General features: G+C 39.4%; 14 protein-coding genes, 2 tRNA genes and 3 rRNA genes. 14 read left to right on the forward strand and 5 right to left on the reverse strand.

Going from position 1 to position 23,720, the window contains the following annotated elements; translation table 11 throughout:
• The first annotated feature begins 2 nt into the window (after positions 1–2).
• The 7 genes from gcvH (at position 3) to rrf (ending at position 7,291) form a co-directional block, all read left to right on the forward strand.
• Entirely contained in the window at positions 3–380 is a 378-nt protein-coding gene (gene gcvH / locus ACP3T3_RS17855; RefSeq protein WP_426477119.1) for a glycine cleavage system protein GcvH, read from the forward strand.
• On the forward strand, positions 373–732 hold the full coding sequence (locus tag ACP3T3_RS17860; protein WP_426477120.1) for a VanZ family protein: 360 nt from the start codon (positions 373–375) through the stop codon (positions 730–732). Before gcvH ends, ACP3T3_RS17860 begins: the two co-directional genes overlap by 8 nt.
• A 1,410-nt stretch (positions 733–2,142) precedes the next feature.
• A 16S ribosomal RNA gene (locus tag ACP3T3_RS17865) occupies positions 2,143–3,659 on the forward strand.
• 218 nt (positions 3,660–3,877) lie between these two features.
• Positions 3,878–3,951: transfer RNA gene (locus ACP3T3_RS17870), tRNA-Ile, on the forward strand.
• A gap of 91 nt (positions 3,952–4,042) precedes the next feature.
• Positions 4,043–4,116 (forward strand) — tRNA-Ala (locus ACP3T3_RS17875).
• Between the two features lie 153 nt (positions 4,117–4,269).
• A 23S ribosomal RNA gene (locus ACP3T3_RS17880) occupies positions 4,270–7,027 on the forward strand.
• 156 nt (positions 7,028–7,183) lie between these two features.
• Positions 7,184–7,291 (forward strand): 5S ribosomal RNA (gene rrf, locus ACP3T3_RS17885).
• Together the 16S, 23S and 5S rRNA genes with 2 tRNA genes alongside form the textbook arrangement of a ribosomal RNA operon.
• A gap of 770 nt (positions 7,292–8,061) precedes the next feature.
• Here the strand turns inward: rrf and ACP3T3_RS17890 are convergent.
• A complete protein-coding gene (locus tag ACP3T3_RS17890; protein ID WP_426477121.1) occupies positions 8,062–9,690 on the reverse strand; it encodes an acyl-CoA carboxylase subunit beta in 1,629 nt (542 codons plus the stop codon).
• A gap of 384 nt (positions 9,691–10,074) precedes the next feature.
• Here ACP3T3_RS17890 and ACP3T3_RS17895 point away from each other — a divergent pair, with 384 nt between their 5' ends.
• Genes ACP3T3_RS17895 through ACP3T3_RS17905 form a run of 3 tightly spaced genes read left to right on the forward strand, consistent with a single transcriptional unit; the run spans position 10,075 to position 12,804 of the window.
• Positions 10,075–10,953 carry a DMT family transporter gene (locus ACP3T3_RS17895; protein ID WP_426477122.1) on the forward strand — a complete coding sequence of 293 codons (879 nt, stop codon included), beginning with the start codon at positions 10,075–10,077 and terminating at the stop codon, positions 10,951–10,953.
• Between the two features lie 13 nt (positions 10,954–10,966).
• Positions 10,967–12,049: a PorV/PorQ family protein gene (locus ACP3T3_RS17900; protein ID WP_426477123.1), complete on the forward strand. Its 1,083-nt coding sequence runs from the start codon at positions 10,967–10,969 to the stop codon at positions 12,047–12,049.
• Positions 12,050–12,060: 11 nt separating this feature from the next.
• On the forward strand, positions 12,061–12,804 hold the full coding sequence (locus ACP3T3_RS17905) for a hypothetical protein (protein ID WP_426477124.1): 744 nt from the start codon (positions 12,061–12,063) through the stop codon (positions 12,802–12,804).
• A gap of 388 nt (positions 12,805–13,192) precedes the next feature.
• Here the strand turns inward: ACP3T3_RS17905 and uvrC are convergent, their stop codons facing one another.
• Positions 13,193–14,986, reverse strand: coding sequence for an excinuclease ABC subunit UvrC (uvrC, locus tag ACP3T3_RS17910; protein ID WP_426477125.1), 1,794 nt, complete (start codon positions 14,984–14,986; stop codon positions 13,193–13,195).
• Positions 14,987–15,070: 84 nt separating this feature from the next.
• Positions 15,071–15,832, reverse strand: coding sequence for a hypothetical protein (locus tag ACP3T3_RS17915; RefSeq protein WP_426477126.1), 762 nt, complete (start codon positions 15,830–15,832; stop codon positions 15,071–15,073).
• Between the two features lie 130 nt (positions 15,833–15,962).
• Between ACP3T3_RS17915 and hutH the strand changes: the two genes are divergently transcribed.
• The 3 genes from hutH (at position 15,963) to ACP3T3_RS17930 (ending at position 19,562) form a co-directional block, all read left to right on the forward strand.
• On the forward strand, positions 15,963–17,450 hold the full coding sequence (gene hutH, locus ACP3T3_RS17920) for a histidine ammonia-lyase (RefSeq protein ID WP_426477127.1): 1,488 nt from the start codon (positions 15,963–15,965) through the stop codon (positions 17,448–17,450).
• A 92-nt stretch (positions 17,451–17,542) separates the two neighbouring features.
• Positions 17,543–17,989 carry a GNAT family N-acetyltransferase gene (locus tag ACP3T3_RS17925; protein ID WP_426477128.1) on the forward strand — a complete coding sequence of 149 codons (447 nt, stop codon included), beginning with the start codon at positions 17,543–17,545 and terminating at the stop codon, positions 17,987–17,989.
• Between the two features lie 91 nt (positions 17,990–18,080).
• On the forward strand, positions 18,081–19,562 hold the full coding sequence (locus tag ACP3T3_RS17930; protein WP_426477129.1) for a S8 family peptidase: 1,482 nt from the start codon (positions 18,081–18,083) through the stop codon (positions 19,560–19,562).
• Between the two features lie 69 nt (positions 19,563–19,631).
• Here ACP3T3_RS17930 and ygiD read toward each other — a convergent pair whose 3' ends face one another.
• Together ygiD and ACP3T3_RS17940 are read right to left on the reverse strand one after the other, a co-directional pair.
• The gene (gene ygiD / locus ACP3T3_RS17935) at positions 19,632–20,459 is read right to left on the reverse strand and encodes a 4,5-DOPA dioxygenase extradiol (protein ID WP_426477130.1); all 828 of its coding nucleotides are present in this window, start codon (positions 20,457–20,459) and stop codon (positions 19,632–19,634) included.
• 79 nt (positions 20,460–20,538) lie between these two features.
• Positions 20,539–21,051, reverse strand: a complete 513-nt coding sequence (locus ACP3T3_RS17940) for a YceI family protein (RefSeq protein ID WP_426477131.1) — start codon at positions 21,049–21,051, stop codon at positions 20,539–20,541.
• 339 nt (positions 21,052–21,390) lie between these two features.
• Here ACP3T3_RS17940 and ACP3T3_RS17945 point away from each other — a divergent pair, with 339 nt between their 5' ends.
• Positions 21,391–23,529: a DPP IV N-terminal domain-containing protein gene (locus tag ACP3T3_RS17945; protein WP_426477132.1), complete on the forward strand. Its 2,139-nt coding sequence runs from the start codon at positions 21,391–21,393 to the stop codon at positions 23,527–23,529.
• Positions 23,530–23,720: the final 191 nt, after the last annotated feature.

Consider the following 23,720-nt stretch of genomic DNA (forward strand, 5'->3'; position numbering starts at 1 on the left):
AAATGAACACACCATCAGAATTAAAGTACACGAAAGATCACGAATGGATCAAGATCGAAGGTAATGTAGCTACAATTGGTATTACAGACTTCGCTCAGGGAGAACTTGGAGATATCGTTTACGTAGATGTAGATACTGTAGATGATGAACTTAATGGAGGAGACGTTTTCGGAAGTGTAGAAGCGGTAAAGACTGTTTCAGATCTTTTCTTGCCTATCTCAGGAAAGGTTATTGAATTTAATTCAGACTTAGAAGATCAGCCTGAACTGTTAAATACAGATCCTTATGGAAATGGATGGATCATCAAATTGGAGATTGCTGATGGGGCAGATCAGTCAGAGTTACTTTCTGCAGACGATTACAAAGCGATCATTGGATAAGATTTCAAAAATATTTAGTAAGATACTGCCCATTTATTGGGCATTTCTTACTTATATGCTTCTCAAGCCGGGAGAAGAGAACCATGAATATTGGTTTATGTTCAGCGGTATCGATAAAGTTTTGCATCTGAGTATATTTGCTGCGTTGGGCTTCTCTTTCATTGCCACATTCCCCAAAATAAAATTCTCATACTTTTTTCAGATCATCCTTCTCTATGCATTCCTTACTGAAATCCTGCAGGAAGAAATGGGATTGGGCAGATCCATGGAGACATTGGATATTGTAGCAGATACTATAGGATGCCTATTAGGATTCTATACCTATAAGATAGTAATCAAACGTTTTTTCTGATCACACCTTTGAACAGTTACTCGTTTCATATTTCTTCCATTCTTCCAACACCAGTTTGACACTTCAATCCTCCAACCCTCTCACCCTCCAACTCTCCAACTCTGTAACTCTCTCACCTATCTTTAGGAGCTTAATCCTGCTATCCATTCCTACTCCTCGCGCCTGCGCTGTCCTGCGCTCACCCCCTCCAACTCCCACCGCAATCTGCGGGGTAACCATTCCTATCAGGGCTAGGGAAGAAGCTGTTGATGAATGATAAATGATAATTGATAAATGATAATTGATGAATGATGAAGTTTCCGGGTTCGTGTTCCGGGTTCCGGAATATCTCATTCTGTATCATCATCAGTTTTTTATATTTTATAAGGAGGCTTTATCCTTTTACATTAAAAAAGCTTGTATATATCCATCATCATCTGTGAACATCTGTGTAATCTGTGGTTCATTATCAATAAAAACAATAGCAGCAAGCTTCATCAGGTTCTCCTCAAAAAGGCTTTCTCTTTTTATATACCTCTATATATACATTATATCTGTGAAATCCGTGTGATCTGCGGGAAACCCATATCATCCTATATCCATCACAACAAAAACATCCAATAAGAGCGGGCTACCCTTCTTGGCATACCCAGCCAGGTTGCAAACGCCAGTTTACGAAGCAAGCCCGGTCTCCCCCAGAAGCACCCGCCCTCTAGGCTTTACCCCAACCCTATATTGTTAAGCATATATTCATATATATAATATAATATAATTACCATTACCCATTATCGTTACCTATAACCTATAACCTATAACCTGTCAGCTATAACCTATACCACCCAACCCCTCTCCAACGCTCCCACTCTCATACCCTGTTACCCACCATCCTCCCATTCCAAACAAATGTTTAAAATTTTTCTCACTTTATTTCAGCTGGTTAGGGTTCCATATGAAGGGAATATGAAATTTAAGTTAAATAAATTTGTTTTGCGTTGTAAGAAGTTGCTATCTTTGCCCCACTGAAAAACGAGAGAGATTCGGTAGCGCAGAAGAGCCTTTAGATAGGCAGAGACGATATTACTTCCAAAAAGAAACAGACGAAAAAAACATCAAAAACTTTTCACAAAAAAAGTTGCGGGTTAAAAAAGAGTTTGTATCTTTGCAGTCCCAAACAGGGAGCGCAGGAGTAGAGAGCGATTGAGGGTTATGGAAGGGGTTAAGGTTACTTAAAAAACTTTAAAATTTTCTTTCAGGACATTTGGTCAAATCAAAATAAAGTTTTACTTTTGCACTCGCAAATGCGGAGCGCCACTGACAGAGAAGAGTGCTTCGTTGAAAAGCGAAAGATAAAAAGATCATTGACATACAATATAACAACCAAGTAAGGAAAAACTAAAGCGTTAAAAAACTTTGAGTGAGTCAGACAAACATACAATGGAGAGTTTGATCCTGGCTCAGGATGAACGCTAGCGGGAGGCCTAACACATGCAAGCCGAGCGGTAGAGTCTCTTCGGAGACTTGAGAGCGGCGTACGGGTGCGGAACACGTGTGCAACCTGCCTTTATCAGGGGGATAGCCTTTCGAAAGGAAGATTAATACCCCATAATATATTAAGTGGCATCACTTGATATTGAAAACTCCGGTGGATAGAGATGGGCACGCGCAAGATTAGATAGTTGGTGAGGTAACGGCTCACCAAGTCTGCGATCTTTAGGGGGCCTGAGAGGGTGATCCCCCACACTGGTACTGAGACACGGACCAGACTCCTACGGGAGGCAGCAGTGAGGAATATTGGACAATGGGTGCGAGCCTGATCCAGCCATCCCGCGTGAAGGACGACGGCCCTATGGGTTGTAAACTTCTTTTGTATAGGGATAAACCCAGATACGTGTATCTGGCTGAAGGTACTATACGAATAAGCACCGGCTAACTCCGTGCCAGCAGCCGCGGTAATACGGAGGGTGCAAGCGTTATCCGGATTTATTGGGTTTAAAGGGTCCGTAGGCGGACTCGTAAGTCAGTGGTGAAATCTCACAGCTTAACTGTGAAACTGCCATTGATACTGCGGGTCTTGAGTGTTGTTGAAGTAGCTGGAATAAGTAGTGTAGCGGTGAAATGCATAGATATTACTTAGAACACCAATTGCGAAGGCAGGTTACTAAGCAACAACTGACGCTGATGGACGAAAGCGTGGGGAGCGAACAGGATTAGATACCCTGGTAGTCCACGCCGTAAACGATGCTAACTCGTTTTTGGGCTTTATGGTTCAGAGACTAAGCGAAAGTGATAAGTTAGCCACCTGGGGAGTACGTTCGCAAGAATGAAACTCAAAGGAATTGACGGGGGCCCGCACAAGCGGTGGATTATGTGGTTTAATTCGATGATACGCGAGGAACCTTACCAAGGCTTAAATGGGAAATGACAGGTTTAGAAATAGACTTTTCTTCGGACATTTTTCAAGGTGCTGCATGGTTGTCGTCAGCTCGTGCCGTGAGGTGTTAGGTTAAGTCCTGCAACGAGCGCAACCCCTGTCACTAGTTGCCATCATTAAGTTGGGGACTCTAGTGAGACTGCCTACGCAAGTAGAGAGGAAGGTGGGGATGACGTCAAATCATCACGGCCCTTACGCCTTGGGCCACACACGTAATACAATGGCCGGTACAGAGGGCAGCTACACAGCGATGTGATGCAAATCTCGAAAGCCGGTCTCAGTTCGGATTGGAGTCTGCAACTCGACTCTATGAAGCTGGAATCGCTAGTAATCGCGCATCAGCCATGGCGCGGTGAATACGTTCCCGGGCCTTGTACACACCGCCCGTCAAGCCATGGAAGTCTGGGGTACCTGAAGTCGGTGACCGTAACAGGAGCTGCCTAGGGTAAAACAGGTAACTAGGGCTAAGTCGTAACAAGGTAGCCGTACCGGAAGGTGCGGCTGGAACATCTCATTTTAGAGCGTCTTTTAGGACGATAAACAAAATTAGTATCGCAAGATACAAGTACTTACTTAAAGTAAAGCTTTAGTTTTTTGTTTGGTTGGTTATATTAAAAAATACAAAACCCACTAGAAATTAGTAAAGGGATAGAGAGATTTTAGATTATAAATTATAGATTTTAGATTTAAATAATCATTTAAAATTTTCAATTTAAAATTTAAAATTAATAATGAAGTCTCGTAGCTCAGCTGGTTAGAGCGCTACACTGATAATGTAGAGGTCGGCAGTTCGAGCCTGCCCGAGACTACTAATTTTGAGTACAGGAGTTTGATAGTATTAGAGTATAAGGGTTTAAGGCTCAAACGCTCTAAGACCTTCACTCACCCACTCAACTAGAGGGGGAATTAGCTCAGCTGGCTAGAGCGCCTGCCTTGCACGCAGGAGGTCAAGGGTTCGACTCCCTTATTCTCCACAGTTTTGGAGGTTTAGTTTGAAAGTGACGATTGGAGCCAAAAACAACAATTGTTTACTAAACCAAAAGAAAGACATTAAGATCATTGACATTAACGGTAAAGACATCACAAAGAGAAAACCGAGCGCATAAAGCGCTTGAGTAACCAATAGGAAAGAAATCGTTAAGGGCGTATGGCGGATGCCTAGGCTTTCAGAGGCGAAGAAGGACGTGGTAAGCTGCGAAAAGCTGCGGGGATTGGCACACACGAATAGATCCGCAGATGTCCGAATGGGGCAACCCGGCATATTGAAGATATGTCACCTCTTAGGAGGAGCAAACCCGGAGAACTGAAACATCTAAGTACCCGGAGGAAAAGAAATCGAAGAGATTCCGTAAGTAGTGGCGAGCGAAAGCGGATTAGCCCAAAAGTCGTTATATGTTTAATAGAATGTTCTGGAAAGGACAGCCGTAGAAGGTGATAGCCCTGTATATGAAAGGCATATTTTGATGATAAATGAGTAGGGCGGGACACGTGAAATCCTGTCTGAATATGGGGGGACCATCCTCCAAGGCTAAATACTCCTGAAAGACCGATAGTGAACAAGTACTGTGAAGGAAAGGTGAAAAGCACTTCGAATAGAAGGGTGAAATAGAACCTGAAACCGTACGCCTACAAGCGGTCGGAGCAGCGTAAAGCTGTGACGGCGTGCCTTTTGCATAATGAGCCTACGAGTTAATTTTACTAGCGAGGTTAAGGTATTAAGTACCGGAGCCGGAGCGAAAGCGAGTCTGAATAGGGCGCATAGTTAGTAGGATTAGACGCGAAACCTTGTGATCTACCCATGGGCAGGTTGAAGCTCTGGTAACACAGAGTGGAGGACCGAACCGGTTGACGTTGAAAAGTCTTCGGATGACCTGTGGGTAGGGGTGAAAGGCCAATCAAACTGGGAGATAGCTCGTACTCTCCGAAATGCATTTAGGTGCAGCGTCGCAACAAAGTTTATTAGAGGTAGAGCTACTGATTGGATGCGGGGGTTTCATCGCCTACCAATTCCTGACAAACTCCGAATGCTAATAAATGTTCTGCGGCAGTGAGGGCATGGGTGCTAAGGTCCATGTCCGAGAGGGAAAGAACCCAGACCAACAGCTAAGGTCCCAAAATATATGTTAAGTTGAAACAACGCGGTTGGACTGCATTGACAGCTAGGATGTTGGCTTGGAAGCAGCCATTCATTTAAAGAGTGCGTAACAGCTCACTAGTCGAGCGGTCCGGCATGGATAATAATCGGGCATAAACATATTACCGAAGCTATGGATTTATATTTAAAATATATCTGGTAGGAGAGCATTCTATTTGCGCCGAAGCAGTATCGTGAGGTATTGTGGAGCGGATAGAAAAGAAAATGTAGGCATAAGTAACGATAAAGCAGGCGAGAAACCTGCTCACCGAAAGACCAAGGCTTCCTCAGCCATGCTAATCAGCTGAGGGTTAGTCGGGACCTAACGCGAACCCGAGAGGGGTAGTGGATGGACAATGGGTTAATATTCCCATACTTGCTCACACTAAAAAGGGGACGGTTGGATGTAGCTGCTAAAGACTGACGGAATAGTCAAGGCCTAGCCTTCGGGCGAAGCTGCTGTAGTGTAATCTGATCCAAGAAAAGCCGAAGTGAAGCAACCCGTACCAAAACCGACACAGGTGGTCGAGGAGAGAATCCTAAGGTGCTCGAGTGAGTCGTGGCTAAGGAACTAGGCAAAATAGTCTCGTAACTTCGGAAGAAGAGACGCCATCAGCAATGGTGGCCGCAGTGAAGAGGCCCAGGCGACTGTTTATCAAAAACACAGGACTCTGCTAAATCGAAAGATGCTGTATAGGGTCTGACACCTGCCCGGTGCTGGAAGGTTAAGGAAGGTGCTTAGAGTTAAATCGAAGGCATTGACTGAAGCCCCAGTAAACGGCGGCCGTAACTATAACGGTCCTAAGGTAGCGAAATTCCTTGTCGGGTAAGTTCCGACCTGCACGAATGGTGTAACGATCTGGGCACTGTCTCAGCCACGAGCTCGGTGAAATTGTAGTATCGGTGAAGATGCCGATTACCCGCAATGGGACGAAAAGACCCTGTGAACCTTTACTATAACTTCGTATTGACTTTGAGTAAGTAATGTGTAGGATAGGTGGGAGGCTTTGAAGCAGGCACGCTAGTGTTTGTGGAGCCAACGTTGAAATACCACCCTTTACTTACTTGGAGCCTAACTTCTTTCAGAAGGACATTGCGTGGTGGGTAGTTTGACTGGGGTGGTCGCCTCCAAAAGAGTAACGGAGGCTTTCAAAGGTACCCTCAGCACGCTTGGTAACCGTGCGTAGAGTGTAATGGCATAAGGGTGCTTGACTGTGAGACCTACAAGTCGATCAGGTGCGAAAGCAGGACATAGTGATCCGGTGGTTCCGTATGGAAGGGCCATCGCTCATAGGATAAAAGGTACTCCGGGGATAACAGGCTAGTCTCCCCCAAGAGCTCACATCGACGGGGAGGTTCGGCACCTCGATGTCGGCTCGTCACATCCTGGGGCTGGAGAAGGTCCCAAGGGTTGGGCTGTTCGCCCATTAAAGTGGCACGCGAGCTGGGTTCAGAACGTCGTGAGACAGTTCGGTCTCTATCTATTGCGGGCGTTAGATGTTTGAGAGGGCTTGATTCTAGTACGAGAGGACCGAATTGAACAAACCTCTGGTGTATCAGTTGTACCGCCAGGTGCACCGCTGAGTAGCTACGTTTGGAAGAGATAAGCACTGAAAGCATATAAGTGCGAAACTCGCCTCAAGATGAGACATCTTTTAAGGGTCGTTGTAGATGACGACGTTGATAGGCTATAGGTGTAAAGACAGTAATGTCATAGCCAAGTAGTACTAATTACCCGTAGATTTATAGTCTATGGTTACTATTAAACCAGGTGCTTTATGTGCATTGAAGGTTTTGTCTTTGTGAAAGTTTTTATCGATAAACCAGATGTCAGGTATAAGACCTCAGATAGCAGACTTAAAGTCTGAAATCTGAAATCCAGCCTCTGATATCTTATATACCTTCTTTAGGGTGGTTTTAGCGGTGGGGCTCACCTGTTCCCATTCCGAACACAGAAGTTAAGCCCACCAGCGCCGATGGTACTGCTAACGCGGGAGAGTAGGCCGCCGCCAGTTTTTATTTTATTTTTAAAATCCTTTATCTTAAGTGATAAAGGATTTTTTTTGGCTTATACTCAACCCAAACCCCCAACTTAATGGGCAATGGGTAATGAGTAATGAATAATCCAGGCTCATACATCCATCTTCTTCCAGCTTCCATTCTTTACTGGCATTATTGTACTTATTATTTTTCTTCGGTTAATAGGATTAACCCAATTATAAGTTTGGGCTACAAGCCCGTTCCTGCTGAATTGTTTTTATTTTTAACCACAGATGGCACAGATTGACACAGATGATTATGCATATAATGATTATGTGTTTGATAAAACAGGATGGTTTCGGCTAAAAGGCAGGAGTATGGTTTGTTCTCATTCCATATAAATAATGTGCTGAAGATATAGAATGTGAATATTCATATCCGAAACCCGAATCTCATCAATCATCAATCATCAATCATCAATTATCTTATCACTTATCCCCTAGCCCCGATAGAAATGGTTACCCCGCAGCAGGCGTGGAGACCCTTCGACTTCGCTCAGGGTGACAGCGCAGGCGCGAGGAGTATGAATGAATAGCGGGATGAAGCTCCTGAAATACCAACAGTTGTTTAATAAATTAATACCTACAATTTTCATATAATTCTAAGTAATAATTTTCATCAAATTTCACCATGTATAGAAAAAATAGTATTTTATAAAAAGCAGATCCGAAAAGATATAAATATAAATAAAACACGGCTATCTCAAATGGAAATAGCCGTATTTATTTTCTTATTTATCAGTGTCTCATACCTGTATTACCCCAAGGTTGAATTTTTCTGTAATAGGAGCGTGATTAGCTGCTTCAATTCCCATAGAAATCCATTTTCTTGTATCTGCAGGATTGATGATGGCATCTGTCCATAATCTTGCTGCTGCATAGGTAGATTCAGTTTGTTTCTGATATTTTTTTGAAATTGAATCCAGAATTTCATTGTGCTCTTCTTCGGAAATTTCTTTTCCTTGTTTTTTTAACGTTGATTCCTGAATCTGAGCCAGTACTTTTGCTGCTTGTGCTCCACCCATTACGGCCAGATCAGCCCAAGGCCATGCAACAATTAGTCTTGGGTCATAAGCTTTTCCACACATGGCATAGTTTCCTGCTCCGTAAGAGTTCCCTGTAATGATTGTAAATTTAGGAACTACAGAGTTGGAAACTGCATTTACCATTTTAGCTCCGTCTTTGATAATTCCGCCATGCTCTGACTTGGAACCTACCATGAACCCGGTAACATCCTGTAAGAAGATTAAAGGTATTTTTCTTTGATTACAATTGGCAATGAATCGTGTAGCTTTATCTGCAGAATCAGAGTAGATCACTCCACCAAACTGCATTTCTCCTTTACCGCTTTTAACCAGTTTTCTCTGATTGGCAACAATACCTACAGACCAGCCATCAACTCTGGCTGTTGCACAGATAATACTTTTACCATAGTCTGGTTTATATTCTTCGTATTCGGAGTTATCTACAATACATTTGATAATTTCAGCGGTATCATATTGTTCGGCCCTTGAAACCGGCATAATTCCGAAAATATTTTCAGGATTTTCTTTTGGCGGGAAACTTTCTATTCTGTCAAAACCTGCTTTTTCAGTAGTTCCGATAGATTTCATGATATTTTTGATTCTATTCAGAGCATCTTTATCATCTTTAGCTTTATAATCAGTCACTCCTGAAATAGAGCAATGAGTAGTAGCTCCTCCCAGCGTTTCATTATCAATACTTTCTCCGATAGCCGCCTTTACCAGATAGCTTCCTGCAAGAAAAATAGACCCTGTTTTATCCACAATCATAGCCTCATCACTCATGATGGGAAGATAAGCTCCTCCAGCCACACAACTGCCCATAACGGCAGAGATCTGAATAATTCCCATGGAACTCATTTTAGCATTATTTCTGAAGATTCTTCCAAAATGTTCCTTATCCGGAAATATTTCGTCCTGCATAGGAAGATAAACACCAGCAGAGTCCACAAGATAAATGATAGGCAATCTGTTTTCCATCGCTATTTCCTGAGCTCTCAGGTTTTTCTTTCCTGTAATAGGGAACCACGCACCAGCTTTTACAGAAGCATCATTAGCAACGATAATACACTGTCTTCCGGAAACGTAGCCCATAACAACTACAACTCCTCCGCCAGCGCATCCCCCATGCTCATGATACATATCGTATCCTGCAAATGCTCCTATTTCTATGGAATCTGAATTTTTATCGAGAAGATAATCTATTCTTTCTCTTGCCGTCATTTTTCCTTCATCACGAAGCTTTTGAAGCCTTTTCTCACCTCCGCCTTTTTTGATCTCAGTGAGTAAGCGGTTTATTTCTGATAATTTTAATCTGTTCTGATCTTCTCGTTTATTGAATTCGATGTCCATAAAATTTTCAATTTTTTACGCTTAAAGATACTATTTTTATGAGGAATATGAATTGGAAGTAAAACAAGTGTTTAATAGTTTGGTTTATAGTAAATTGTGAAATTTTTAACTAAAAAATATTTTTAAATAATTTATATTTTTTCTAACTTTACACTAGAGTAACAGAGGTGATATTCTCTGCTAAATACTCTAAGTTCCTAGTTTATTTTTTTAATAGTTTATTATTTGAAGGCCCTGAAAGTTTAACAAATTTTCAGGGTTTTTTTATGAATGAAGTTATATTTTAATTTTTGTTAACTTTTTTTAGATTAAACTTATCTTTTTTTCAATAATTGGGATTGTGATTTGTAAATTTGCAGGGTAAAAATTAAAAGGGGATAGGTTATGCATAAATTGGCACTTTTCAGGTTGCATTTAATAGTTTTTTTATGGGGGTTCACTGCAATTTTAGGAAAATTGATTCATGCCAATGCTCAGATCCTTGTTTTTTACAGAATGTTGTTTGCCTCTGTTTTTCTTTTTGTATTCATTCGTGTCTTTAAAAAAGAAAGTATAAAAGTTTCGAAAAAAATATTCTTTCAGCTGGCGGCTATAGGTTTTGCTATGGCACTCCACTGGTATTGTTTTTTTTACTCTATTAAAGTCTCCAATGTTTCTATTGCATTGAGCTGTCTTTCCTTATCTACACTTTTTGCTTCTATCCTGGAGCCTGTTATTTTCAAAAGAAAAATTGATATATCAGAAGTAGTGATGGGAACAGTCATTGTTGCCTGTATACTATTAATCTTTAAGACAGAATTTCATTTTAAAGAAGGGATTATGTACGGAATCCTGTGTGCTGTCTTCGGAACTATTTTTTCTGTTTTTAATGGTAAGATGTTTGGTAAAACAAGTTCAGGAAATATCATTTTTTATGAGATTTTCTGCGGTTGGTTTATTTTAATGTTATTTTATTTGCTTTCGGGACAAATTTTTCAGATGAATGAAATAAACTATCGGGATCTGGCGTTAATATGCTTGTTATCCAGTGTTTTCACTGCTTTCCCAATGCTGGAATCAGTAAATTTAATGAAGTATATATCCCCTTTTACTTTAATTTTAACAGTTAATTTAGAACCGGTTTACGGAATTATACTAGCTTTTTTTATCTTTGGGGAATCAGAACATATGAGCCCTATATTTTATATTGCTTCGGGTGTTATGATACTGGCAATCATTGCAAATGGATTAATTAAAGCCAGAAAAACTAAAAACTTAAACTAAGCATCAAATTTATATGATGAAAAAATATTTTTTACTTGCATTTTCACTGCTGTTTGGGCTTTCTCAATCTCAGATTATCAGGAAATATTCCAATGAATTCTTAAATATCGGAGCCGGAGCAAGAGGACTTGCAATGGGAGGAGCCGTTATTTCCAACCAGGATGATGTGTATTCTCCCATGTGGAACCCTGCAGGCCTGATGTCTATTGAAAGAGACTGGCAGGGGGCGGCAATGCACGCGGAATACTTCGAGTCCATTGCAAAATATGACTACCTGGCCTATGCAAAGGTGCTTGAAGAAGGTGTTTTTGGTGTTTCAGTGGTGAGACTTGGTGTAGATAATATTTTGAATACTACCCAGATGATTGATTCGGAAGGGAATATTGATTATGATAAAATCACGAAATTCTCTCAATCTGATTATGCGGCTATTCTTTCCTATGCTTTCAGACCGGGAGGAAATCCAAAATTGGATGTTGGGATCAACGCGAAAATTGTTTATAGAAATGTAGGTAAATTTGCGAATGGCTATGGTTTTGGTTTTGATGTAGGAGCAATTTATAAAGCAGATAACGGATGGAAATTCGGAGGAATGGTGAGAGATATCACGACTACCGTAAACTTCTGGACTGTAAATCAGAAAGAACTTTCAACGGTTGTAAACGGGGAAGAATTTAACCCGGCACCGAAAGATAAAATGGAACTTACAATGCCTAAGCTTAATGTAGGTGCCAGTAAATTATTTGAAATCAACAGCAGTGTATATGTATTACCGGAAGCAGGTCTTAATGTAGATTTTGCTAAAACGGCTTCGTTGATTTCAACTGATTTTGCAAGTATCAGCCCGTATGCAGGAGCTGAGTTAGGGTATCAGAAAATGATTTTTGTAAGATTGGGGATCAACAGATTCCAATCAATTACAGATATAGAGGATCTTAAAAGAAAAGTTTCTTTTCAGCCAAGTGCGGGTCTTGGAATCAGATACAGAGGGCTTACACTGGATTATGCGATTACAAATTCAGGAATAGGCGGATCTAATTTCTATTCCAACTTCTTCTCGTTGAAATTGGATATGGGAGCATTCAGAAACGATTAAAAAATAATAAAATGAAAAAAATATCAATACTGATGCTGGCAATATGCTCGACAATTGCTTTTGCACAGAAGGTTTCAGATTATAAATATGTTGCAGTTCCTGAAAAACTTGAAACGTTTAATGAAGATTATGGATTAAAAAATTTTTTCACCAAGGCTTTGACGGGTAAAAAATATATTATTCTTCCCATCATTAAAGATAATTGGCCTTCAGAAGCTAAAAGTAATTTCTGTAATGTAGTGATGGCTGATATCCTTAATGATAAAAACTTATTTAAAAATAAGCTAATAGTACAGTTTAAAGATTGCAATAATAATTTGATACTGGAATCTAAAGGAGTTTCAAAAATTAAAGAATTTGAAGAGGGATTGCAAGATGCATTAAAAGAAGCATTGATAAAAATCCCGGTTTCCAATCCGGCCGCATTGTTACCTGCATCCAATAATAGTACTCAACATACATCTCCTGAACCTGTTGTATCTGTAAGCTCTTCGGTAACTCCGGATGCAGGTAATTATTCAAACGGAAAATTAGATCTTCAGAAAATACAGATTGATTCCAGTCAGTTTATTCTTGCAAAGTCTGGGAGCTCAGTACCGTTTGCCATTTTCAAAGCAACTTCTAAGAATTCTGTTTTCATTGTAAAACTCGCTGATGGAAATACAACCATCGGATATTTTGAAAATGGAAATATCGTAATAGATATTCCGCAGACAGATGGAAGATATTCTAAAGAAGTTTTTGCAGCAAAATAAATAATACAAATAATAAATACAAAAGGCTCTGAAAAGAGCCTTTTATAATATATATGTTGATGTGTTTTTCATTTTGAAAATTGGCGGGAATGATTGGTTTCCTACAGATAACTTAACCGTAAATGAAAAAAATTATAAAAAGAGAAAAATCTTCATAGTATTATTGTTACTAGTTGATAATACTAATTTATGAAAAAAATACATATAATGTTATTTTTTAGTAAAATATTTATTTTCTATCGTTTTTTATTGTAATGTTTCTTTGTATTAAAGGAAATACTAGTTTTTGTCTCATATTGATAAAATAGAAAATTCATACGAAATTTCGTTATAGGTGGCTCTTTTGTTGTGGAAATTTAGCCATTGCGCTGTGCCGGATGTCAGAATATCAATTGGCATTAAAAAAATCCCAAACCACCTTAGCTTTGCTTTTACCCAAAATTTCTTCAAGAGTTTCCAGATTGGATTCTTTGATACGTTTTACAGACTTTAGCTTAGACAGCAGCAGTTCAATAGTTTTTTCTCCTACACCAGGAATTCCTTCGAGCTCAGATTTTATAGTAGAATTTTTTCTTCTTGTTCTGTGGTGTTTTACCCCAAACCGGTGGGCTTCATCACGAACACGCTGAAGGATTTTTAACGTTTCAGATTTTTTATCAAGGTACAAAGGGATAGGATCTTCAGGGAAGAAAATCTCTTCCAGTCTTTTGGCAATCCCTACAATAGTAATTTTTCCGTAAAGGCCCAGTAATCTCAGGCTCTTTACCGCAGAAGACAGCTGTCCTTTTCCTCCATCTATCAGAATCAGCTGGGGAAGATCTTCACCTTCATCGAGCATCCTTTTGTAACGGCGGTAGATGACTTCTTCCATCGTTGCGAAATCATTAGGCCCTTCCACTGTTTTAGGATGAAAAATTCTGTAATCTGCCTTACTCGGTCTGCCGTCTTTGAAAACAACACATGCTGAGACAGGATTGGTTCCCTGGATATTTGAGTTATCAAAACCTTCAATATGCCTTGGTTCTACAGGCATTCTCAGAAGTTTCTGCATTTCCGCCATGATTCTGTTGGTATGTCTTTCAGGATCTATAATCTGAACCTGTTTCAGCTTTTCCAGACGGTATTCTTTAGCGTTCTTTTCAGAAAGCTCTACAATTCTTTTCTTGTCTCCTACTTTTGGAACAATCAGTTTCACATTGGGAATCTCTACAGACAAATGGAAAGGCAGCAGGACTTCTTTAGAATCTGAAGAAAACTTCTGACGGATTTCTATTAAGGCTTCCTCCAGAATATCCTCATCCGTTTCTTCAAGGATCTTTTTAATTTCTGTGGTGAAACTCTGGATGATATTTCCGTTTCTGATTTTAAAGAAATTGACATATGCCGCAGTTTCGTCACTGGTCATTCCAAAGACATCCACATCATCAATATTCGGGTTTACTACAGTATTTTTAGCCTGATAATCCTCAAGAATATCGAGTCTTTCCTTAATGATCTGCGCTTCTTCAAACTGGAGATCGGAGGCCAGTTTCATCATCTGATTCACCAGGAAATCCTTAGCTTTCCGGAAATCTCCTTTGATAATTCCACGAATGGCATCTATCTTTTCATCATATTCTTCCTTACTTTCAAGATCTTCACACGGACCTTCGCAGTTTTTGATATGATATTCCAGGCAGACTTTATATTTTCCTTCTGAAATCTTGGCCGGAGAAAGATTCAGGTTACAGGTTCTGAGTTTGTAAATATGTTTGATCGTATCCAGCAATATTTTTGCAGGACGCACTTTTGCATAAGGACCGTAATATTCTGATCCGTCTTTAATCACATTTCTGGTCAGAAAAATTCGTGGAAAATCTTCATTTTTAATACAGATCCACGGATAGGTCTTGTCATCCTTCAGCATCACATTATAAAACGGCTGATGCTCCTTGATCAGATTATTTTCCAGTAAAAGCGCATCATACTCACTGTTTACAATTGTCGTTTCCAGGCGCTGGATTTTGCTGACCATTATTTTGGTCCTGTAGCCGGGAAGATTTTTATTGAAATAGGACAGAACCCTCTTTTTAAGATTTTTAGCCTTCCCTACATACAATAGGTGTTCGTTTTTATCATAATAACGATAAACGCCCGGTTCGGATGGTAAAGTTTTGAGCTGTAGTTCTAAAGAAGGATTCATGTAACAAAATTAAGGAAACTTTCCCTATTTAAAAAAGAAAAACCTGCAGACGGCTCTACAGGCTTTATTATTGTTGAAAGTATTTTATCCGTTTGTCATTGCCGTGTATTCACTTACAAGAAAACTGAAGTAATCCCACTCCACAGAATTTTTAGGATATTTTTTCATGAAATCCTGATTGTCTCCAAAAAGAAAATCATAATTGTCCTCAAAATCATCTTTATGCAGCCACATCACTTTGTTACCCTTTTTTACATAATAAGATTTGATCACCCCGCCTCCAAGCTGTGGAGAACCCATTACAGAAAAACCTGTTGTTTCTTTAGCCCTGGGATCGTGGTATACTGAAATAATATCATCAAAACCAGGATTGATAACCTGCATCAGGAATTCTTTATCATCCTTTTTATTTTTTAAAGAAACAGTCTGGTTTACAAAATAAATCCTGTCGTTATTGGTGTTCTTCGTCAGCTTCTTAGTTCCGAAGTTCCTGATATTCCCCATGTATTTCGCCACCTTAGCAATCTTTTCTGCATTGCTTGGGTATACATACATCTCATTGATCTGATCAGCATTGAACGTAGCATTCTTTTTGGTTACACTGTCTTTAATAGCTACCTCGTAAATCTGTCCTTTTTTGGTTTCAATCTTATTACAGAAACCTTTGTAGGTAGTTCCGTCTTTTAAGATGATTGTAGATGTTTTCTTAGGAGATGGCGTATTAAAACCTTCATTGAAAAGGTAAGTTTCCATTTTTTTGATATCCTCTTTAGAATATTTTACTTTCTGGGCGAAAGCGGTTGTGCTTGCTACACATAAAGCAAGGAGTAGAGTTTTTAGTCTCATGAATTATTGTTTTTAATTTTCGGAGCTAAAAGTAGTAAATAAATTCACTTGTTTTATAAAAATGTAGAAGATTAAAAATTAGTTTTTCTAATCATTGTTAAATGCGTAATTTTAAGAAAATTTTTTAGAAATGATATACGGAGTAGATGTTTTTACTTTCCAAGATGTTCTGGAAATATGTAAAAAGCCTAATAAAGCCAAGCTGAATAAAGCTGCAAAAGACCAGATTTTAAAGTCCCAGAAAAATGTACAGAAAATAGTAGAATCTGATAGATGTGTATATGGCATCAATACAGGATTCGGACCTTTATGTGATACCAAAATATCAGCTGATGAAACCGCTCAGTTACAGTATAACCTGATTATTTCTCATGCGGTAGGAGTTGGAAAGCCTATTGATAAGGAACTTTCCAAGATGATGATGATTGCTAAAGTTCACGCCCTTTCAAAAGGGTTTTCAGGAGTTTCTCTGGAGGTCATTGAAAGAATGATCCTGATGCTGGAAAAAGACATCATTCCGGTGGTTCCTGAACAGGGATCTGTAGGGGCATCAGGAGATCTTGCTCCGTTAGCCCATCTGGTATTGCCTTTACTTGGTTTAGGTGAAGTCTGGGAGGGAAACCAGGTTTTCGAAACAATGGAAGTTCTGAAAAAACATGATCTTGAGCCGTTAGCTTTAGGTCCGAAAGAAGGATTAGGACTGATCAACGGAACTCAGTTTATTCTTGCTCATGCGATCAAAGGACTTGAAAAATTTGAATACTTATTAGACCTTGCTGATATGACGGCTGCCATGAGTCTTGAGGCTTACAGAGGTTCTGCAAGCCCATTCAAAAAAGAACTTCACGAGATCAGACCTTTTGAAGGCAGTAAAAAAGTAGCGGCAAGAATGCTTAAGTTCTTAAAAGGTTCAGAAAATATGAAAGCTCACGAAGATTGTGAGAGAGTTCAGGATCCTTACTCCATGAGATGTGTACCACAGGTTCACGGAGCCAGCAGAAATGCTTTTGAACACCTTAGAAATATGGCGGAAACAGAACTCAACTCCGTAACAGACAACCCGATTGTATTAAGTGCTGAAGAATCTATCTCAGGAGGAAACTTCCATGGACAGCTGATGGCTCTGCCTTTGGATTATGCTACACTGGCCGCCGCAGAATTGGGGAATATTTCAGACAGAAGAAGTTACTTATTATTAGAAGGAAAATACGGACTTCCGAGATTATTGACGGAAAGCTCAGGACTGAATTCCGGATTTATGATTCCTCAGTATACTTCTGCAGCCTTGGTTACAGAGAATAAAACATTATGTTTCCCGGCATCTGCAGACTCTATTCCTACAAGCTTGGGCCAGGAAGACCATGTTTCTATGGGAAGCATTTCAGGAAGAAAATTCAATCAGGTTCTTGGGAATCTTGTGAATATTCTGTCTGTTGAGCTGATGTTTGCGGCCCAGGGGCTCGAATTCAGAAGACCATCCAAATGCTCTAAAGTGATTGAAGAAAACTTCGCGATTCTTCGTTCTAAAGTTGCCAAGCTTGAAGATGACCGACTGATCGGGAAAGATATGCTTGCAATCGCAGAATTAATCAATCAGAGAAAGTTTATTGTCAACTAGTCTAAAATAAAATAAAAGCTTCCGAGAGGGAGCTTTTTTGTTTCTACTAATCTTTAAATCCTTCAATTTTTTAAATCTTTAAATTAAATAAAATGCACACCCTCAGAACAGATTCCACCAATATAGATTTTCAAAATCTTGTCAAATCCCTAGATGCTGCTTTATCCGAACATAATGGAGAGAATGATGATTTCTTTGCTCAGTTCAATACAATTGATACCATCAAAAACTGTGTCGTAGCTTATATCGATGATATTCCTGCAGCCTGTGGGGCATTCAAACCATTTTCAGAAGATACCGTAGAAATAAAAAGAATGTTTACCCATCCGGAATTCAGAAAAAAAGGATTGGGTTCAGCCATTGTAAAAGAACTTGAAAACTGGGCCGTAGAATTGAACTTTAAAAAAGCAGTATTGGAAACGTCTCAGGATCTGAAAAGTGCAATATCCGTATATGAGAGACAAGGATTTCACAGAATCCCTAATTATGGGCAATACATTGGAATAGAGCAAAGTGTATGTTACGAAAAGGTATTGTAATTTAATATTCATATAATGCTAAATTCATTTTTTCACAGTTTTTAATTCCCTTGAAAGTGTTATATTGTGGTTCCAACCAAAATTATAACATATGAAAAAAACTGTATTCCTACTGGCAATATTTTTTGCCTTACACTTATGTTCCAGAGAAGAACTTCAGAACGAAAATGTAAAAACGGAAATGGCTCAGAAAGATCCGCTGACTGCAAAACAGATCAATGAAAGGATCAATCAGGCGATTAAAACGGATGGAACTTTTAACTGGAAGAATGAATCCGATCATTTCGTTTGGAGTGCTATTTTCCGCGGAAACAAAATGGTATCTATCGGTTACGGAGCTTCTAAAGACGATTTTGACAGAAGTAAATCTCCAAACAGCAACGATATGGAAAAGGAAGTCCTTTCTGTCATCAGAAAATATGAGGGAAAAGATGAAAGAAATTTCCTTCTTCTTTCAGATCAGTATCTTAACCAAATGGATGTTGTTATTGAGAATGAGGAAACCATTACCGCTCTCCGGCAAATGAAAAGCATCCGATATGTAGAGCCGGCAGACTATCATTATTTTGAATTTGAAGCTCAATATACTGCAGCTGCAAAATCTTCCGGAAGTGGTTCATCAGGATGCGGATTTTCATCATCAGCATTAAATACCGCAGACTATACATCCACAACACCAAGTGCAAAAATTCCTTGGGCTTTTACCAAACACAATATTCCCGAAGCTTGGGGCTACAGTACAGGTGCAGGGGTTACAATAGGACTTATCGATACAGGCGTTTCGCCGGAACAGACTTTACTGGGAGGAAGCTTTAATAACGGTGCCTCTTCAGGGAGAACGATCAGTAAGTTGGGAGTGTATAACTCAGACGGATCCGGAGATCAGTGCGGGCACGGAACAAAAATGGCTTCTGTAATGGCTGCTCCAAGAAATACTTCAGGTTTACCTGTAGGAGTCGCTTATAATGCCAACCTGATTGCATACAGGGCAGCAGAAAACGTTGTACTGGAAACTTCCAGTGAGCAGACTGCTGTAAAAACAGCGTTCACAGAATTGGGGAACAATACCAATGTGAAGATCATCTCTATGTCGATGGGACATATTTTCTCCGTCGGAAAAATAGAAGACGGTGTCAAATATGCTTATTCTAAAGGAAAACTGATTTTCTGTGCGGGAGGAACTTCTACCAGCTTTACCAGTTTCGTTGGAGTTATTTTCCCTGCTTCAATGTCGGAAACTCAGGCGGTCACAGGAGTAAAAGAAAATACATCCAATCAAAAATGTGATGTTTGTCATTCAGGAAGCCAGATCGATTTTACCTTCCAGATGGAGAGACCTTCAGGAAATACCGTTCCTGTATTGAGTTATTACAACGGTCAGGCAGATTATGTGGGCGGTTCTTCAGTGGCTACAGCGGCTACAGCAGGAATTGCAGCGCTGGTCTGGGCTAAAAATCCATCATGGACGAGAGAGCAGGTGCTTACCAAAATGAGACAGTCGGCTACTTACTACCCTAATGTCAATTCAAGCTATGGCTACGGAAACATCAATGTTTTAAAAGCTGTACAATAAAATACAGAATACTGATATAAGAAAAGGAAATATCTCAGCGGGTATTTCCTCTTTATTGTGATATCAATATTATCCAATCCTTACGCTTGTCATACTCAGGGAACCTCCGATAAGTTCATCATTGAACAGAGTAAGTTCTTCGGACTGATCTTTTAGCCCTAACGTATATAATAAGGGCAGGTAATGATCAGGTGTGGGAACAGCATATTGTAAGAAAGTTCCCTGTTTCTGATAATCAATAATATGCTGGAAATTACCATCAAGAAGCCAGTTGTTGGTTTTTTCCCTAGCTTCAATTGCCCAATCCCAGCCGGCACCTACTGTATTTATATTTTTCCAGTCGATGAGACGGAGATTATGAACAATATTTCCGCTTCCTATGATCAGAATGCCCTTTTCGCGAAGCTTATTCAGCCTTTTGGCAAGATCATAATGATACTGAGGCGGTTTTGTATGATCAATACTCAGCTGAATCACCGGAATATCAGCTTCCGGATACATATGCCTGATCACAGACCATGCACCATGATCCAGTCCCCAGCTGTGGTCTTCTTCCACATCTACAGGAAGAAGTAATTCAGCCGTTTCTTTTGCCAGTTCCGGATTTCCGGGAGCAGGGTACTGCACATCAAAAAGAGCTTTTGGGAAGCCATAAAAGTCATGGATGGTTTTCGGCATATCCATAGCTGTTACAAAAGTTCCGTCTGTATACCAGTGGGCAGAAATGCAAAGAATGGCATTGGGTTTCGGAATTTCTGATGCGGCTTTTCGGAAACCCTGTACAAATTGATTCTCTTCAATTGCATTCATCGGCGAACCATGTCCAAGAAATAAAACAGGCATTCTCTGTGTGTTTCTGAAACCATTGCTTATGTTTTGAAGATCGTTGAGGTTCATAAATATTGAAGATTATAAAAGAATAAAGGTTCAAGGCTTTAGACAAATCCCTGAACCTTTTATTAATATATGTTATTTACTACGCTTGTTTTACAAACTGTAATTCACCCGCTATTTTCACATCGTCACTTACCATTACACCTCCCGCTTCAAGAGCTGCATTCCAGTTTAATCCGAAGTCTTTTCTGCTGATTTTTCCTTCAAAAGAGAAACCTGCCTTTGTATTTCCCCATGGGTCTACGTTGATTCCTCCGAAGTCTACATCAAGCGTTACAGGTTTTGTAATACCATTGATGGTAAGATTTCCAACTATTGAATTATTTAATGCCTGAGATTCAAAAGTGATTGTAGGATGGGCTTCAGCATTGAAGAACTCTGCAGATTTTAAATGGTTATCTCTGTCTGTATTGTTTGTGAATACAGAATCTGTCTGGATAGTAGCGGTAGTTTTTGCATTTGCAAAGAATTCATCTTCAGATTCAATTTCTGCAGTGAAAGTTCTGAAACTTCCTTTTACGTTAGAGATCATCATGTGTTTTACTTTGAAAGTAATTTCACTATGCGTTGGGTCTAAGATCCATTTTGTTGCCATTGTATTATGTATTTTTTGTTTGTTATTAATGATGCAAATGTAGGGCAGAGTACCTATACAAGTCATTGATATAGGATAAGAAATGAACTTTTTGTCAATTGTCAATTTTGCTTCGCAAGTAAATGGTGAATATTATGCCTCTCCAATATTGAAAATTGACAAGCGCAGCAGATAGACTATTCACAATTCACCTAATCTAATTCCCTTTAAAAATTCTACTATTAAGTTAAGGAATAATTTCTTTTAGTGCATGAATTCTATTTTATGAATGTTTTAATTTAACACTTCTTAACGATTGGTTTTTATTTCTTATTTTTGGTGGATTCAATTTTATATACAATGAAACTACATAAATTTTCTTTATTGATGCTGGTTGTGGGTACTTCAGCATTTGCCCAGATCCAGAAGTTTACGATGGCAGAGGCTGTCAATGGAATGAGAACCAACCTTGCCGTGAAAAATATATCTCAGTTTTCATGGGCTGCAGACGGAAAATCTTACATCCAGGCAGTAAAAGGCGGTTATCTGATCACAGATTTGAAAACCAATAAACAGGATACCCTGATCTCATTGAACCAACTGAACAGAAACTTTTCCAATGATAAGCTGAAGGCTGTTCCTCCCATTAAATTTACAGGAAATTCCACTGGCTATTTTACGACAGATGGTAAAATGTCTTGGATTGAAAAGTCAGGAAACGACTGGAAAGTAAAAAGTATGGCAACAATTGATAAAGATGCAGCCAACGTAAAGATGTTTGGTGATGGTCAGACTTTTGCTTTCACCGTAAAGAATAATTTATTGGTAAGCAAAAATGGTAAAATCATTGCCGTAACCAACGAAGCAAACGAAAATATCATCAGCGGACAGGCCGTTCACAGAAATGAATTCGGGATTGATACCGGAATTTTCCCTGCTCCGAACTCTGAAAGTGTAGCTTTCTATAAAATGGATCAGAGCATGGTAGCAGATTACCCGATCATCGACTGGTCTGTAACGCCTGCTGTAAACCACAATATTAAATACCCAATGGCTGGCCAGACTTCTCACCAGGTAACATTAGGGGTTTTCAATATTAAAACTCAAGCTACTGCTTTCTTAAAAATTGATGGCGAAAAAGATCAATATCTGACGGCCGTTACATGGAGCCCGGATTCAAAATACATCTTTGTAGGCGTTCTGAACAGAGGACAGAATCATATGAAAATGAATCAATACGATGCCGTTACAGGGGAATTGGTAAAAACGCTATTTGAAGAAACAGACAGTAAATATGTAGAACCACAGCATCCACTTACTTTCTTCCCGAATTCTAATACAGACTTCATCTGGCAGAGCCAGAGAACAGGATATAATCACTTATTCCATTACAGTTTAGAAAAAGGACTGGTAGCACAGATCACAAAAGGTGACTGGCTGGTAACGGATATTTTAGGATTCAATGAGAAGAAAAAGGAAATCTACTTTACTTCAACAAAAGAAACGCCTTTAGAAAGACATTTATACAGAATCAACTGGACCAACTTCAAGATGCAAAGACTGGACAATGAGGAAGGTATGCACATCGGAACATTAAGCAGTGACGGAAACTATCTGTATGATGCTTACAGCAATGCCAATTCACCGAGAGTTGCCAACATCATCAATACTTCCAATTTAAAAACGACGAATATCCTTACTTCTGAAAATCCATTAAAAAATTATCAGAGACCGGAAATTAAAAATGTAACGTTAAAGGCTGACGACGGTACTCCTTTGTACGGAAAAATCATTCTTCCAACCAATTTTGATCCTAATAAAAAATATCCAACTATTGTTTATTTGTATAACGGGCCACACCTGCAGTTGATCACCAACAGCTTCCCGGCTTCAGGAAATCTTTGGTACGAATATATGGCTCAGAACGGATATATTATTTTCACTATGGACGGAAGAGGTTCTTCTAACCGTGGACTGAAGTTTGAGCAGGCTGTATTCAGAAACCTGGGAACTACAGAAATGAACGATCAGATGAGAGGAGTGGAGTACTTAAAGTCTCTTCCTTACGTAGATGGAGATAAAATGGGTATCCATGGATGGAGTTTCGGAGGATTTATGACGACAAGCTTTATGCTTCGCAAGCCGGATGTATTCAAAGTAGGTGTAGCCGGAGGACCGGTAATCGACTGGAGCATGTATGAGATTATGTACGGAGAAAGATATATGGATACTCCGCAGGAAAACCCACAAGGATATGCTGCAGCAAATCTTTTGGATAAAGTTCAGAACCTGAAAGGAAAATTACTGATGATTCATGGGGCACAGGATGATGTAGTAGTATGGCAGCATTCTATTAAATTCATCAAATCGGCTGTTGACAACGGTGTTCAGCTGGACTACTTTACGTATCCGGGGCATCCGCATAATGTGATCGGGAAAGACAGAGTTCACCTGATGCAGAAGATCACAGATTATTTTGATTTGTATCTGAAGAAATAATAATACAATCCAGCCAAAAACCAGGCTGGATTTTTTTTGAATATTATTTTGATATTATCACATATGCTCAATTGAGATTGCTTCGCGTTGCTCGCAATGACAATGCTGTGTTATTAGTGGAAGATTAGTGTTATTTGTGTTTAAAAAATACAACTTTCCGATCTTAACAAACATCAATGTTTTTGATTTTT

The sequence above is a fragment of the Chryseobacterium sp. CBSDS_008 genome, from assembly GCF_049959325.1.
In the GTDB taxonomy this organism is placed as follows: domain Bacteria; phylum Bacteroidota; class Bacteroidia; order Flavobacteriales; family Weeksellaceae; genus Chryseobacterium.